The organism is Bhargavaea cecembensis DSE10 (genome assembly GCF_000348905.1).
In the GTDB taxonomy this organism is placed as follows: domain Bacteria; phylum Bacillota; class Bacilli; order Bacillales_A; family Planococcaceae; genus Bhargavaea; species Bhargavaea cecembensis.
Genome location: NZ_AOFT01000004.1, coordinates 73,085 through 88,062, shown reverse-complemented (window position 1 = coordinate 88,062; position 14,978 = coordinate 73,085). Strand labels below are relative to the sequence as shown.

Below are 14,978 nucleotides of genomic sequence, written 5' to 3'. Positions count from 1 at the left end.
GTCAAAACTTTGAACGACAAGGAGGTATTTTATGAGAGAAGATACAAAGCGACTTCCCTCTGTGCCGGAGATCCTGTTCGTCCTAATTGGATTCACGCTGGTCATGTATCTGTTCATCGTCCAGTTTGGGATCTCCATCCAACTTGCGCTGCTGGCCACCTGGGGATTGATCATGGTCGTCGGCCTGAAAATTGGATACAACTACAAGCAGATGCAGGATGGCTTGTTAAAAGGGGTTAACGACGGGCTCGAAGCGGTGCTCATTCTCATTTCCGTGGGTGCGCTGATCGGGACATGGATTGCGGGCGGAGTTGTGCCGTCCATCATCTACTTTGGCCTCTCCGTCATCAACCCGAGTATTTTCCTTCTGGCAGCGTTTATTATTTGTTCGGTAACCTCCATCGCGACCGGCACGTCATTCGGTTCGGCCGGCACAGCCGGCATCGCAATGATGGGAATCGGTGCAAGCTTCGGCTTTCCGCTTCCGCTCGTTGCGGGTGCGGTCATCTCCGGCTGTTATGTGGGGGACAAGCTTTCACCGCTTTCCGACACAACGGTGATGACAGCGTCCCTGTCTAAGGTGGACCTGATCGAGCATATCAAGTCCATGCTGACGGCAAGCGCTCCTGCATGGGTCATCACGGCACTCCTCTTCCTGGGAGTCGGGTTCTTCTACAGGGGAGATGGGGACATGAGCAGCGCCACTCAGACCATGGCTTCCCTCGAGCAGTATTTTAATATCAGCTGGTACATGCTGATCCCGGCCGTGCTGGTCATTGCTCTCCTGGCAATGAAAAAGCCATCCATTCCGGTCATCCTGTTTGGGGCTGTTCTGGGTGCTCTGTGGGCGTTCCTCTTCCAGGGGAAATCCTTATTGGACTCGGTGAACATTCTCTATGCAGGCAATGCGATCGAGTCTGGCGTTCCGTTTATTGACAATCTGCTGAACCGCGGCGGAATCGTCTTTATGCTGGATGTCATCGTCCTTATCATTTTCGCTCTCGGAGTGGGCGGACTGATGGAACGGATCGGCATCTTGCGGGCGATCGGTCACTATCTCGCCAAGTGGGCGAACAATTCGGGGAACGCCACGCTTGCGACTATCATTTCCGGGTTCTTCGGCAACTTCTTCGGCGGAGCGGCGTATGTGTCGATCATCACCGCAAGCAAAATTACCGAAGACAACTACGACCGGCTCCATATCGATCGCCGGGTCCTATCGAGAAACACAGAGGCCGGGGGAACCCTGACCACTCCGATGGTGCCATGGTCTGACGGGGGCGTATTTATGGCGGCCGCACTGGGCGTCTCGACACTCAGTTATCTGCCGTTTCTCTGGTTCAACTTTATTGCGCTTATCATCTGCCTGATCTATGGCTATCGCAATATGTTCATCTGGTATACACAGCCAGAAGCAGCGCCGGCTGCCAAGCGGACAATGTCAGGGAAAAAGCTGAATCTGTCCTGAAGCCGGCAATCAAACACAATTGGAGGAATCAATCATGACAAAAGAAATCAAAGGCGCGTTTCCTGTTCTTGTTACACCAATGCACGAAGATGAATCGGTCAACTACGAAGGACTGGCCCAGAACATCGAAAAGTTCATCCAAGAAGGTGTGGCCGGCCTATGTATCAATGGCAGTACCGGAGAATTTGTCAGCCTGACTAAAGAAGAACGTTTTAAGGCGGTTGAAATCGCTGTGGAACAAATCGATGGCCGCATACCGCTTATCGTGGGCACAGCTGCAGAAACAACTGCAGACGCCATAGAATACACTCAACAGGCTGAAAAGGCTGGGGCCGATGCTGCACTTCTCATTAACTCGTATTATTCGCATCCCACAGAAGAAGAAATTTACGCCCATTTCAAAGCGGTTGCGGAATCGGTCGAGTTGCCGATTATGATTTATAACAATCCGTCCACAACCGGTGTTGATATCAGCACAGAAACTCTGCTGAAAGTCGGCCGGGATGTGCCAAACATTACCCATATTAAAGAATCAAGCGGGGACATCAGGAAAGCGCGTGATATCGCGCGTCAAGGTGCAGGCGATATACAAGTCTTCTGCGGTTCTGAGGAACTTATCCTTGAATCCTTCTTTATCGGGGCAACCGGATGGATCTCGGTCGCAGGAAACATCGTTCCTCGACTCGCAACAGATATTTATGAATCATACCAGGCTGGGGACCTTGAAAAAGCATGGAGCCTGTATGATCGCTTACTTCCTCTCTGCGAATTCCTAGAGGGTTCCGGCAAGTACGTACAGATCGCAAAGCGGTCAATGGAGCTCAAAGGGTGGGCAGGCGGACCTTGCCGTAAGCCAAGGATGCCGCTGACCGATGAAGAAGACGCACGGCTCAAAGAACTGATGGCAAACCTTGAAACAGTAAATCAATAATTAAGGGGGAGAGAACATGCAAGCAGTCAATTACGAACTGAAACCGAGGGTGAAGGAATTCCTTGAGGGGATCAAAGGCCTTTATATCAACGGAGAATATGTCCTGTCTGAAAGCGGGAAAACTTTTCAGGTTCTTGACCCCGCGACGGAAGATGTCATTGCTGAGGTAAGCGAAGCCCAAAAAGAGGATATTGACAAGGCGGTAGCCGCTGCCCGAAAGGCCTTTGATGAAGGTGAGTGGACGAAAATGGAGGCGGCCGAACGGGCGCATCTGATTTATAAGTTTGCGGACCTCCTGGAAGAACACCGTGAAGAGCTCGCTCAGCTCGAGTCACTCGACAACGGTAAACCGTATGAAACAGCACTGTCGGATGACGTGGACGGCACGGTCCAGCATTTCCGTTACTATTCCGGGTGGGCAACTAAGATCTTCGGTAAGACCACGCAGGTCTCCCCTGATTATGTCACTTATACCGTCCATGAGCCGGTCGGTGTGGTCGGACAGATCATCCCATGGAACTTCCCGCTTGCAATGGCAGCCTGGAAGCTGGGTTCGGCGCTGGCGGTCGGTTGCACTGTCGTCATCAAGCCGGCCAGTGAGACGCCGCTGTCTCTGCTTTATGCAGCCCGGCTCTTTAAGGAGGCCGGATTCCCGGATGGTGTCGTAAACGTGGTACCAGGCGCCGGACGCGTGGCAGGAGAAGCGATCCTGACTCATCCGGATGTGGACAAAGTGGCATTTACCGGATCCACCGCTGTTGGCAAAGAAGTCATGAAAAAGGCTGCAGATCAGATCAAGGGCGTTACGCTCGAACTTGGCGGCAAATCGCCAGCCATTGTGCTGGCTGACGCTGATCTCGAAGAGACGATTGAAGGGGTCTTCAGTGGAACGATGTATAACCATGGGCAGAACTGCAGCGCCTGCACACGAGTCTACGTACACCGAAGCCTCTATGACCAGGTAGTTGATGAACTGGCAAAACGTGCAGATGCCCTCAAGATTGGTCCGGGTCTGGACCCCGAAACCGATATGGGTCCGCTCGTTTCCGCAAAGCAACAGAAAACAGTCCTTGAATACATCGAAAAGGGGAAGGAAGAGGGAGCCCGTCTAGTTTCTGGAGGCACAAAAGCCGGAGAAAAAGGGTACTTCGTCCGCCCGACGATCTTTGCGGATGTAGAGGATGACATGACGATTGCGCGTGAAGAAATCTTCGGGCCGGTTATGGCAGTTTTCCCGTTTGATACGGTCGAGGAAGTCATCAAGCGGGCAAATGACAGTGATTATGGGCTGGCTGCAAGTATCTGGACGACCAATATCAAGTCTGGCCACTATATTGCAGGCAAGCTTCAGTCCGGGACAGTCTGGATTAATGACTTCGGTCTTGAGTGGGAGACCATGCCATTCGGCGGTTACAAGCAATCAGGTGTCGGCAGGGAAATGGGTGGCGACTATGGGCTCGCCAACTATACAGAAGTGAAGAGTGTATTCGTAAACATTAAAGACCCAAATAAATAAACTAAATATTTTTTCTGTTTTTAAAAATTGTATAGTAGAGGGGGGATTGATGTTTCTCTAAAGGGGGATGAAGAAATGCTCACAGTATTTGAGTTTTTGGGGATTTCGTTGGGATCTATATTGCTCCTTCTGGTTCTGATGTGGGCTATGGAGCGTGCTGTTCAACGCGCGTCTGAAGGTCGCTTCCACAGGTGTGTCCGAATTACGGCCTGCTTGGGGGGAGCCCTGCTGATTTCGGGTATATCTGCGTACGGCATGGGCCAACTCTTGGTTTTTAAGGCAGTCTTGCTCGGGGGATTTATCATTCTGCTCAACCGCTATTGGCTGGGGCACTTTTCTGGAAAATAACGCAAATAACAAGACCGGAGGGGAGAAATCCCTCCCGGTCTTGTTTGGGTTCAGACGACAATATCTTTCCTTTGTGCAGATGAAGGGATGTTCATTTCCTCGCGGTACTTGCTGATCGTCCGGCGGGAAACCGTAATCCCTTGTTCATCTTTTAAGCGCTCTGCAAGCTTCTGATCGGACAGCGGCCTGCTCTTGTTCTCCTGATCGATGTATTTCCTAAGCAAGCTTTTCACCTTGCTTTGCGAGACAGACAGTCCTCCGGCAGACTCCAGCTTTGAAGTGAAGAGTGACTTCATCTCAAACGTTCCAGAGGGAGTTTTGATGATTTTATTGGCAGTCGCCCGGCTGATCGTAGATTCATGCATGCCGATTTCCTCCGCAACCTCCCGCATCGTGAGGGGGTTCAGCGCTTCCGGACCTTTGATGAAAAAGGCTTGCTGCTTTTCAGCCAGAACCCGGACGATCTTGATGAGGGTTTCGCGGCGCTGTTCAAGGCTGTTGAGGAGCCAGCGATACTGCTTGTGCCGTTCGGTAAGGTAGCTGCCCACCTCATCTTTTGCGTTCAGGTAGGGAAGATAATCCGAGTTCAACTTCACTTCGGGCAGATGGCCATCATTCAGGAGGAACTCCAGATTGCCCTCCCGTTCAGTCACAATGACATCCGGGAAGGTATAGTCGGTCTGTTGGTCATTTATCAGTGAACATGGCCTCGGATTAAGTGTCTGGATCTGGTCGACAGCTGATTTCACGTCAGCCAGTGTGATCTGTAAAGCTTGGGCGATCTCTTTCCACTTACGCGATGCGAGGAGAGGGAAGCAATGACTGACGATCTGCCGGGCCAACGAATCCGACTCCTCGTCCAATTGCAGGAGAAGACACTCCTGCAAATTGCGGGCCCCGATGCCGGACGGCCCGATTTCCTGGAGCATTCGGATGCCTAAAGTCAGGAGATCTTCTCCAATTTTGCAGTCTTCAGGAAGGATTAGATACCCGTTGTCGTCCAGATTTTGTATCAGGTAAGATAGCAAACGAATGGAATCTTCATCCGAATAGGTGAGTCGCACCATGGAGACCAGGTCGTCCCGATAAAGGGCATTGGGGGCCTTTATCCAGTCGGTCTTTAACCCTTCTCCTCCCGAAACCTTTGGAAAAGGTGAATCGTAGGAACCGGTATCATCGCGTTCTTTCAGCTCAATGAGCGGATTCTCGGCTTCCTGCTCCCTGATAAACTGTTCCAATTCAAAGGTGGAATACTGCAGAAGCTCAATGGCTTGCCTGAGTTCCATCGTCATGATGAGCTTGAGTTCCTGGCGTTGCGTCATAGTAAGCTGCACCTAATTCATCCCCCTTGCAGCATGTCTTGTAAGCGGTTTCTTATGGACAGCTTACCATATTTGACAGACTAGTTCGACATCATTTTTAAGAAATAGCCCGGGCACATGTTTTAGCTCATGCGCCCGGGCCTTTGGTTTTCAAGCTTCAATGATTCGGATTGTTTTGGGGGAGGCGGTGAGCACTTCTGCCTGACCGTCTTCACGGATATGGACAATGTCCTCAATTCTGACACCGCCATAGCCGGAAATATAGATGCCGGGCTCAATGGTGAATACGTTGCCAGGATCCGCAAGGGATGTATTTTTCCCATGCACGGAAGGGGCCTCATGCACTTCAATGCCTACCCCATGTCCGACCCGATTGTTAAAGAATTTTCCGTACCCTTCGTCTTCAATCACTTTCCGGGAGGCTTCGTCGATGCTGCCAAGCGGAACACCGCCCCGTGAAGCCGCGATGCCCGCTTCATTGGACCGGAGGACGATGTCATAGATTTTTCTCTGCTTTTCAGTAGGCTCTCCAATAATGAAGGTTCTGGTGATATCCGAGCAGTAGCCGTCCTTGGTCACGCCCATATCAATCAGGAGAAAGTCACCGGCGCCGATTTTTCGGCCGCCAGGGGAACCGTGGGGAAGGGCGGCCTTCTCGCCTGACAAAACAATGGTGGAAAACGACGGCCCGTCCGCACCATGCATTCTCATCAGGTACTCCAGCTCTGCCATGAGCTCGGCTTCCATCATGCCCGGCCTCACTTTTCGGACACCGTCCTCCATGACCTGCTCGATGATGCGGATGGCTTCTTTGATGGACTCCACTTCTTCAGCCGATTTGCAAAGCCGCTGCTTGCTGATAAGTTCTTCGATGTCCCTGACGGATATGTCAGGGAATGTTTGGGTCAACCATACGTATCGTTCGTAATTTAAAGCTTTCGGTTCGATTCCGACAGGGCCCGACAGTTTTGGAATGGCTTCTTTAACAACCTCCATCGGCATCTGATCATCGGAAATGGGAATGATTTGGTCCACTGCCGCGATACCGGAGGCAGCTTCATAGTCCAGTGCCGGAACAAACAGGATAGCCCGCCCGGTTTCCGGAGAGATTGCCAAAGCCATAAACCGCTCATGGGGATCCGAAAGAAACCCGGTGTAATAAAAAATACTGGCCGGCGAGAGGATCAGGGATCCATTCAAGCCGTGATCCTTAAGTGATTCCATTAAATGTACTTGTCTGGCTGTATATTGATTCATGTTCATGACCTCCTTATTAAAGTCCATTATGCAAGTTTTGTTCCTCTCTTTCACGGACTATCCCTCACATTATGTCAAAACATTTTGACATTTTTAATGTAGTGTCTAAATCTCCCGACGGTTTACGGGAGCATATGGATAAATAGGACCGGTGTATGTACGCAATACAATAGTTCGAAGTTGGCATAGAAATTGCAGTTAAATTTAACAGGCACAGAAGCATGAGGAGGGGGAAAATGAACGCTGTTTTGGAGGTTTCCAATCTAAAAACGTATTTCAAAAAAAATAAAAAGACCATTCGGGCGGTAGACGGCATCGATTTTGAGATCGGTAAAGGAGAGACCGTGGCACTCGTCGGGGAATCCGGTTGCGGGAAGAGCATGACTTCTCTTTCCATTATGGGATTGGTGCCTGCTCCTGCCGGCAAGGTCGTGGATGGTTCCATCAAACTGAACGGTGTCGATTTGGTTCAGATGCCCGAGAAGAAAATGTATGACATCCGCGGCAAGGAAGTTGCCATGATTTTTCAGGAACCGATGACTTCGCTGAATCCGGTGCTGACGATTGGCGATCAGCTGACGGGCGTCATCATGCACCACCTGAAAGTAAACAAGAAAACAGCGACGGAAAAGGCGGCGGAAATGCTCGGAATTGTAGGGTTTTCCGATCCTCTAAAGACATTAAAAGACTATCCCCACCGGCTGTCCGGCGGTATGCGGCAGCGTGTCATGATCGCGATGGCGATGTCATGCAACCCGAAGCTGCTGATTGCGGATGAACCGACGACTGCATTGGATGTGACGATACAGGCACAAGTGTTGGAACTTATGAAGGATTTGAGTAAGAAGTTCTCAACCTCCATTCTGCTGATCACACACGACCTCGGTGTCGTATCCGAGCTGGCGGAACGGGTGATTGTCATGTACGCAGGACAGATTGTTGAAATCAGCGATGTCGATGATCTGTTTGAAGAGCCTCTCCACCCGTATACAGAGGGCCTGATTCATTCCATTCCAGCCATTGAAGGCGAGATCACCCGTCTGCAATCCATCAAAGGAAACGTGCCTGCTCCGGGAACAGTGTTGCCGGGATGTAAGTTTGCTCCGCGATGCAGCAAAGCATTTGCAAGATGTACGGAGGAAGTTCCGGGGATGTACGTTCGTGAAGACGGCCGGTGCGTGCGCTGCTTTCTCTATGATGGGGAGGTGGTCGAATGAGTAAGGCCAATATACTGCTCTCCCAAAGAGAGAAAGCCAATGAGAGATTCCATGAGAACCTGCTTGACGTACAGAAACTGAAAATGCATTTTCCAATCAAGACGGGCATTCTTCAGCGGACTACCGGATCTGTCAAAGCGGTCGACGACGTCAGTTTTACAGTGAAGAAAGGGGAAACTCTTGGCATCGTGGGAGAGTCGGGTTGTGGAAAATCAACGCTCGGCCGCGCCCTGATCCGCCTGTATGAGCCGACAGACGGCAAGATCCTGTTTGGCGGCAACGACGTCACCAAGTTGAAAGAGCGGGATTTAGGCCCGGTCCTGCGGCGAAACATGCAGATGGTATTCCAGGATCCAAACGCTTCGCTTAACCCGAGAAAGTCACTTGGCAGCATTCTTATGGAACCGCTCCGTGTACATGGGATTCTGAATAGCAGGGAAGAGCGAATGGACCATATCGCGGAGATTCTGCAGACGGTCGGACTTCACCCTACGGTCATCAACAATTATCCGCATGAGTTTTCGGGAGGCCAGCGCCAAAGGATCGGCATAGCCCGCGCCCTCATCCTGAATCCTGAGCTGATTATTGCGGACGAAGCAGTTTCCGCCCTGGATGTGTCCATTCAGGCCCAGATCGTCAACCTGCTGGAGGATCTGCAGGAGAAATTTAACCTGACCTACATCTTTATCTCCCATGACCTGAGTGTTGTCCGCCATATTTCGGATAGAGTCGGCGTGATGTATCTTGGGAAGCTCATGGAGCTGTCAGATAAGGAAAGTTTGTACGATGAACCGCTTCATCCGTATACACAGTCCCTTCTTTCGGCGGTTCCGGTGATCCGGAAGGGAGGCGCTGTGAAGCGCGATCGCATCATCTTAAAGGGAGATCTGCCGAGTCCCGCAAATCCGCCCGGGGGTTGCGTTTTTCATACCCGCTGCCCATATGCGATGCCGCAGTGCGGATCTGAAGAGCCTGTGTTCCGTGAAGTAGTTCCCGGACGCCATGTCGCCTGCCACTTGTTCAATTAAAAGCGGTTCCAGGAAAGGGGGTGGTCCGGTTCGCCTGCCAATAACTTTGCATTCGTTAATAACGATGAATCAGCAATGAATAAAAAAGGGGGATTTACATGTTAAGAAAACCACTATGGAAGGTCGCAGCGCTCGCAATGATCTTGATGATTGGCGCCTGCTCGCAGCCGGAAGAGGCACAAAATATTGATGCAAATGCAGCGGTACAGGAAGGTTCGGAAGCTGAGGGGGGCAACCTCGTCCTGGCTACGACTGCCGCGCCGACTTTGTTCAATCCGTACTACTCCACTGATACATCCAGTTCGACGATTGAAGGGTTTCTCTTCAGCGGTCTCGTTACCGTTGACCAGGACTTTAACCCGGAAGGTGACCTCGCGGAAAGCTGGGACTTCACGGATGACGGCCTGCGATGGACGTTCCATCTTCGGGAAAACGTGAAGTGGCATGACGGAGAACCGATGACGGCTGACGACGTCGTCTTCTCCTACACCATCCCGAAAGACCCGGATTATGTTGGACCAAGAGGCCTGCCGTTCGAGATTATCGAAGAAGTCAATAAAATTGATGACTACACGGTGGAATTCGTTCTATCGGAGCCGTACGCACCATTTATCACGATCACGGCGCAATTTGAAGTTCTGCCGAAACATATTCTCGGTGAAGTGCCAATAGCGGAGCTGGGTAAGCATCCGTTCAATACGAAAGAGCCGATCGGAACCGGTCCGTTTAAATTCAAGGAATGGAAAGAAGGAGAATACATTGCACTAGAGGCGCACGAGGACTACCATCTTGGCGCGCCAAAGCTGGATGGACTGCTTTATAAGATTGTTCCTGACACGAATACGTCGATGGCACAGCTGCAGGTCGGCGAGATCAGCATGGCCGGTATTTCGCCGGAGTATGTGGGGATGGCACAGGATCTTGAGGCCAAGGGCATGGTGAAGCTCGAGTCCGGTCCATCCAATGCATTCGAATACATCGGATACAACCTCAGAAATGAACTGTTCCAGGACAAGAAGGTCCGCCACGCATTGACGCATGCCATTGACAGGGAAGCCATCATCCAGGCCATTCTCGGCGATGCCGGTACAGTGGCACACGGACCGGGAAGCCCTGCAAACTGGGCGTTTAACCCGGATGTTCCAAAGTTCGAGTATGACCCTGAAAAAGCAAAGCAACTCCTGAAAGAAGCCGGCTGGGAACCGGGTCCTGATGGCATCCTTGAAAAGAACGGCAAAAAGTTTGAGTTTGCTCTGAAAACAACGTCCGCCAACGAGATACGCCAGCAGATTGCCGAAGTTGCCCAGCAACAGTGGGCGGAAATCGGCATCAAGACGTCGATTGAAGTGCTTGAGTGGAGCGCATATGTTGAACAGACAAGTCCGCCGAACTGGAATTTCGACGCAATTGTGGCAGGCTGGTCAATCGGCAGCGACCCGGATCCGACATGGTTCTGGCACACGTCCGAAATTGAAGCCGGACTGAACTACAATGGCTATTCCAACCCTAAGGTTGATGAACTTCTCTCAGAGAACACCCAGATTGCGGATCTGGAAGAAAGAAAGGCCGTCATTGCCGAGGCAGATGCCATTGTCACCGAGGATCAGCCAAACACCTTCCTGTACTATCCTGAAGGTTATCTGGCAATCTCGCCTAAACTGGTCGGACCATCGTACAATGCCGCCAATACGTATTACAAGATCCATGAATGGTACTTTGAGCAATAAAACTGTTCCCAATGAATCATGGCGGGCATCTCCCAATCGGGTGATGCCCGGTATTATTACTTTAGATGTTTGACAGGAAGGAAGTGATCGATATGACAACTTATATCATCCGTCGGTGCCTGATGGCCATTCCTCTGCTATTCCTCATCAGCGTCATCTCCTTCGGAATCATGAAAATGGCTCCGGGCGATCCCACGGCTCTGATGATGGATCCGATGATCAAGCAGGAGAACCTGGAGGCTTACAAGGAATCTTACGGTCTCAATGACAGCATCGTCGTCCAATATGGGCGATGGCTCGGGAATATGGTTCAGGGAAACTTTGGTGAGTCGTTTATTCGCCAAGGCGTGCCGGTAAGTGAACTCATCACCGCGAGGCTGCCGAACACGCTGTTGCTGATGCTCGTTTCTACATTCATTGCGTTCATCATCTCCATTCCCCTTGGGGTCTGGTCTGCAACAAAAAGAAATTCATTACAGGATTATGCAATCACCGTCGTCTCCTTCCTGGGTGTCGCCACTCCGAACTTCTGGATCGGATTGGTCCTTATCATGGTGCTGTCTGTTCATCTCGGCTGGTTCCCGATTGGCGGTGTCGCGACATACGGTGAACCGTTCAGTATATGGGACCGTCTTCATCACCTGGTTCTGCCTGCCTTTGTTCTCGCAACAGCCGACATGGCAGGTCTGACGCGCTATTCGAGGTCCAGCATGCTCGATGTGCTGCGGCAGGACTATATCCGGACGGCAAAAGCAAACGGCTTCCGGCAGAAGACGGTCATTTTCAAGCATGGTCTTCGGAATGCGCTCATTCCGATCATCACGATTTTCGGACTCATGCTGCCTTCGTTCATCGGCGGTTCGGTCATCATCGAGAGCGTCTTTGCATGGCCGGGCATCGGATTGCTTTTCATGGAGGCGGCCTTCCAGCGCGATTATCCGGTCATCATGGCGGTTGTGGTCATTGCGGCGACACTGGTCGTGATCGGAAATCTGCTGGCAGATATTCTATATGCAGTCTTTGATCCGAGGATCGAGTATTGATGGAGGAAAGGAGAGGAGACCGTGACACTGACCAATGAGAGGCGGATACCGAATAAACCCGTCTCAGCAGAAGACCATAGCTTGATAGGGCATGAGGCCATTTGGAAAGTGATGCTCAGGAAATTCATGAAAAACAAACTTGCAGTAATCGGGGCGGTTCTGCTGATCATTATAGTCGGGGCTGCCATCTTTGCACCTATGTTGGCCCCTAAAGATCCGAGCCAGCAGGTTCTTCTCGACAAGTTGGCGCCGCCGGGGAAGGACTACCCGTTGGGAGCGGATAATCTCGGCAGGGATACGCTGAGCCGTCTCCTGTACGGGGCCAGAATCTCCCTGCTGGTCGGCTTTGCCTCGGTTGCCGGTTCGATATTCATTGGTACGGTCATCGGTGCGATTGCCGGGTACTTTGGGGGAATATTGGATGCTGTGCTAATGCGGATTGTGGATGCAATCATTTCATTTCCATCACTGTTCCTGCTCATTACCCTCGTGACCATTTTTGAGCCGAGCATTTTTACGCTGATTGCAATCTTTGCGGTATTTGGATGGACAGGTACCGCCCGCCTCGTTCGGGGTGAGTTCCTCTCACTCAGGAAGTCAGAATTTGTACTGGCGGCGAGAACACTGGGAATCAGCAACACCCGCATTATATTTTCTCATATCCTGCCAAATGCGCTGGGGCCAATTATCGTATCGGCGACGCTGGGAGTGGGAGGGGTCATTCTCGCTGAGGCCGGTCTGAGTTATCTCGGGCTCGGCATCCAGCCGCCAACCCCGAGCTGGGGGAATATGCTGCAGAGCGCACAAAACCCACAGATCATGCTCGGTGCCTGGTGGTACCCGCTGTTTCCCGGCTTCATGATCCTGATTACGGTTCTGGCGTTCAACTTTGTCGGCGACGGACTCCGTGATGCATTTGATCCTAAAATTGATGACTGAAAAGATAAGAGGCCGTTCTCCATCGGGAGAGCGGCCTCTGCTGTTCAGGCATCCATATCCAAGTGTGTATAAAGGAACGAATAGATGTCCGCATGTTCGTCAATGATTTTTGACACCGGTTTGCCGAGCCCATGTCCTGCATCCTTCTCGATCCGTAGCAGGATGGGGGCATCCCCCTTTTGGGCTTCCTGCATCGCAGCCGCGTACTTCATCGCGTGAAGAGGGACGACACGGTCATCGGTATCCGCGGTTGTGATCAGAAGGGGAGGATGTTCACGTTCTTTAATGTTGTGCAGCGGGGAATACGCAATGATATTCCGGAAATCTTCTTCATTTTCCTCCGGATGGCCGAACTCCGAGGTCCAGAATCGGCCGACCGTGAACTTATGGTACCTGAGCATATCGGTCACCGGAACCTGGCAGATGACCGCGCCGTACAGATCAGGTCTTCGGTTCAGGCAGGCTGCCACAAGCAGGCCGCCATTGCTTCCGCCCATGATGGCGATCTTTTCGGGCTTCGTCCACTGTTCCGAAATCAGCCATTCCGCAGCTGAAATGAAGTCGTCAAACACTTGTGGCTTATTGCCGAATGTACCGCCCTGGTGCCATTCTTCGCCGTATTCCCCGCCGCCCCTGATATTCGCCACGGCATAGATGCCGCCGTCCTCGATGAACATGGCGTTCGAGGCGTTGAAAGCCGGCGTCATACTGATATTGAAGCCACCGTAACCATAGAGCAGGACCGGATGGGAGCCGTCGGGCGACAGGTCTTTCCGGCTGGTGATGAACATCGGAATCTGTGTGCCGTCAGTAGAAGGATAGAAAACCTGCCGGGTGGTGTAGAGGTCAGGATCCAATCCGCCTTCCGGCACCAGAACGGTGACCAATTCATCCGATTCAATCGTGTATTGGGCAATCGTCGTGGGAGTGAGATAGGACGTATAGCCGATCAGCACTTCACCTTCTTTTTTGGATACCTGAATGTTCGATACCGAGATCATTTCGGGCAAGTCGAGTCTTCTGACATGAGTTCCATCCGTCCTGTACAGTTCAACACGGTGCCAGGCATGTTCCATATAAGCCGCAATCAGGTGGTTCCCGGCGAGTTTCGGGAAGTAGAGAACACTTTCCTGCTCAGGAATGATTTCCTGCCAGTGCTCTTTTTCCGGGTGTTCCGGATCAACCGAGATGATCCTCCCATTTGGGGCACCGGCAGTGGTGTAGAGGATGAACCGGCCTTCCGAATTCCCCAGGAAAGAGTAGTAGCCGTCGTCATCAGGGGCAAGGGGGAGGAAGTCCCCATCGGAAGCTGCCTCCCGGTAGTAGAGGCGGCTCTTGTTTTCAGTGCCTTTCCATGATTGGAGAATAAGGTGACGATGATCATCGGTGAAGGTAGCACTGAACGACAGTTCCTTGTCATCAGGCCGTTCATGAATCAGGCGGTCTTCAGATTGAGGGGTATTCAGCCGGTGGAAATAAAGCCGGTTGTAGTTGCTTCCATCCGCTTCCGGCACAGTGCCCGGTTCGGGGTAACGGCTATAGTAAAAGCCAGTCTCATTCTCTGTCCATGCGATGTCCGTAAACTTGGCCCATCGGATGATTTCCGGGAGGTCTTTGCCGGTTTCAAGGTTGCGGATCCGGATCGTCTGCCAGTCGCTTCCGTTTTCCGACAGGGCATATGCGAGCCAAGATCCTTTTCCGCTGAATGAAAGTGCGGTCAGTGCAGTCGTGCCTTCCGGATTTATCTCGTTCGGGTCAATCACCTTGTCAGGCGTTGAATCTGAGAGGTTGTGTGAACGGTAGAGCACCGGCTGGTTCTGCAGACCGTTATTTTTCTGATAGAAATATTCGCCGTTCACTTTTTCGGGTGTAAAGAATTTTACGGCATTCCAGCGCCCGGCAAGCTTTTTCTGGATGGTATTACGAACGGTAAGCGAATCAAAATAGGTGCGTGTTCTCTGATTCTGATTATCTGCCCAGGCTTCCGTATCGGGATGCGTTGATTCCTCTAGCCATCGATAGGGGTCTCGGATTTCATGACCGTGATAAAAATCAACGGTATCAGTTTTTGCAGTAGGTGTGCTCATATCATTTCCTCCCTTTAGTTGTTCATCAATAAGGATGCAAGTAACATGCCATGAGAGAGAACATTTCTCGATTCTCCAGGAATAAACAAGTTTTC

General features: G+C 51.6%; 12 protein-coding genes. 9 read left to right on the top strand and 3 right to left on the bottom strand.

Going from position 1 to position 14,978, the window contains the following annotated elements:
• Positions 1 to 31 precede the first annotated feature (31 nt).
• The 4 genes from nhaC (at position 32) to C772_RS05180 (ending at position 4,263) form a co-directional block, all read left to right on the top strand.
• Positions 32 to 1,468: a Na+/H+ antiporter NhaC gene (nhaC, locus tag C772_RS05195; protein WP_008297991.1), complete on the top strand. Its 1,437-nt coding sequence runs from the start codon at positions 32 to 34 to the stop codon at positions 1,466 to 1,468.
• A gap of 34 nt (positions 1,469 to 1,502) precedes the next feature.
• Positions 1,503 to 2,399: a 4-hydroxy-tetrahydrodipicolinate synthase gene (gene dapA / locus C772_RS05190; protein WP_008297990.1), complete on the top strand. Its 897-nt coding sequence runs from the start codon at positions 1,503 to 1,505 to the stop codon at positions 2,397 to 2,399.
• A 16-nt stretch (positions 2,400 to 2,415) separates the two neighbouring features.
• Positions 2,416 to 3,915 carry an aldehyde dehydrogenase family protein gene (locus tag C772_RS05185; RefSeq protein ID WP_008297989.1) on the top strand — a complete coding sequence of 500 codons (1,500 nt, stop codon included), beginning with the start codon at positions 2,416 to 2,418 and terminating at the stop codon, positions 3,913 to 3,915.
• Between the two features lie 75 nt (positions 3,916 to 3,990).
• Positions 3,991 to 4,263, top strand: a complete 273-nt coding sequence (locus C772_RS05180) for a hypothetical protein (protein WP_008297988.1) — start codon at positions 3,991 to 3,993, stop codon at positions 4,261 to 4,263.
• 50 nt (positions 4,264 to 4,313) lie between these two features.
• On the opposite strand, the gene rpoN is transcribed toward C772_RS05180, so the two are convergent.
• Together rpoN and C772_RS05170 are read right to left on the bottom strand one after the other, a co-directional pair.
• The gene (gene rpoN, locus C772_RS05175) at positions 4,314 to 5,597 is read right to left on the bottom strand and encodes an RNA polymerase factor sigma-54 (protein ID WP_008297987.1); all 1,284 of its coding nucleotides are present in this window, start codon (positions 5,595 to 5,597) and stop codon (positions 4,314 to 4,316) included.
• A 138-nt stretch (positions 5,598 to 5,735) separates the two neighbouring features.
• Positions 5,736 to 6,842 carry a M24 family metallopeptidase gene (locus C772_RS05170; RefSeq protein WP_008297986.1) on the bottom strand — a complete coding sequence of 369 codons (1,107 nt, stop codon included), beginning with the start codon at positions 6,840 to 6,842 and terminating at the stop codon, positions 5,736 to 5,738.
• 236 nt (positions 6,843 to 7,078) lie between these two features.
• On the opposite strand from C772_RS05170, the gene C772_RS05165 reads away from it, so the two are divergent.
• From C772_RS05165 to opp4C, 5 genes are all read left to right on the top strand, one after another.
• The gene (locus tag C772_RS05165; protein WP_008297984.1) at positions 7,079 to 8,059 is read left to right on the top strand and encodes an ABC transporter ATP-binding protein; all 981 of its coding nucleotides are present in this window, start codon (positions 7,079 to 7,081) and stop codon (positions 8,057 to 8,059) included.
• Positions 8,056 to 9,087, top strand: coding sequence for an ABC transporter ATP-binding protein (locus tag C772_RS05160; protein ID WP_008297982.1), 1,032 nt, complete (start codon positions 8,056 to 8,058; stop codon positions 9,085 to 9,087). The genes C772_RS05165 and C772_RS05160 overlap by 4 nt, the downstream gene beginning before the upstream one ends.
• A gap of 98 nt (positions 9,088 to 9,185) precedes the next feature.
• The gene (locus tag C772_RS05155; protein ID WP_008297980.1) at positions 9,186 to 10,814 is read left to right on the top strand and encodes a peptide-binding protein; all 1,629 of its coding nucleotides are present in this window, start codon (positions 9,186 to 9,188) and stop codon (positions 10,812 to 10,814) included.
• 92 nt (positions 10,815 to 10,906) lie between these two features.
• Positions 10,907 to 11,857, top strand: coding sequence for an ABC transporter permease (locus C772_RS05150; RefSeq protein WP_008297978.1), 951 nt, complete (start codon positions 10,907 to 10,909; stop codon positions 11,855 to 11,857).
• An 81-nt stretch (positions 11,858 to 11,938) separates the two neighbouring features.
• Positions 11,939 to 12,796, top strand: a complete 858-nt coding sequence (gene opp4C, locus C772_RS05145) for an oligopeptide ABC transporter permease (RefSeq protein WP_235046378.1) — start codon at positions 11,939 to 11,941, stop codon at positions 12,794 to 12,796.
• A gap of 44 nt (positions 12,797 to 12,840) precedes the next feature.
• On the opposite strand, the gene C772_RS05140 is transcribed toward opp4C, so the two are convergent.
• Complete coding sequence (locus C772_RS05140) at positions 12,841 to 14,883, bottom strand: prolyl oligopeptidase family serine peptidase (RefSeq protein ID WP_008297975.1); 2,043 nt, start codon at positions 14,881 to 14,883, stop codon at positions 12,841 to 12,843.
• Between the last annotated feature and the right edge of the window lie 95 nt (positions 14,884 to 14,978).

Coding starts and splice junctions, on each gene's coding strand:
- C772_RS05160 (WP_008297982.1), top strand. CDS start 8,056: ATGAGTAAGGCCAATATACTGCTCTCCCAAAGAGAGAAAGCCAATGAG.
- C772_RS05150 (WP_008297978.1), top strand. CDS start 10,907: ATGACAACTTATATCATCCGTCGGTGCCTGATGGCCATTCCTCTGCTA.
- nhaC (WP_008297991.1), top strand. CDS start 32: ATGAGAGAAGATACAAAGCGACTTCCCTCTGTGCCGGAGATCCTGTTC.
- C772_RS05185 (WP_008297989.1), top strand. CDS start 2,416: ATGCAAGCAGTCAATTACGAACTGAAACCGAGGGTGAAGGAATTCCTT.
- C772_RS05140 (WP_008297975.1), bottom strand. CDS start 14,883: ATGAGCACACCTACTGCAAAAACTGATACCGTTGATTTTTATCACGGT.
- C772_RS05165 (WP_008297984.1), top strand. CDS start 7,079: ATGAACGCTGTTTTGGAGGTTTCCAATCTAAAAACGTATTTCAAAAAA.
- C772_RS05170 (WP_008297986.1), bottom strand. CDS start 6,842: ATGAATCAATATACAGCCAGACAAGTACATTTAATGGAATCACTTAAG.
- C772_RS05155 (WP_008297980.1), top strand. CDS start 9,186: ATGTTAAGAAAACCACTATGGAAGGTCGCAGCGCTCGCAATGATCTTG.
- dapA (WP_008297990.1), top strand. CDS start 1,503: ATGACAAAAGAAATCAAAGGCGCGTTTCCTGTTCTTGTTACACCAATG.
- C772_RS05180 (WP_008297988.1), top strand. CDS start 3,991: ATGCTCACAGTATTTGAGTTTTTGGGGATTTCGTTGGGATCTATATTG.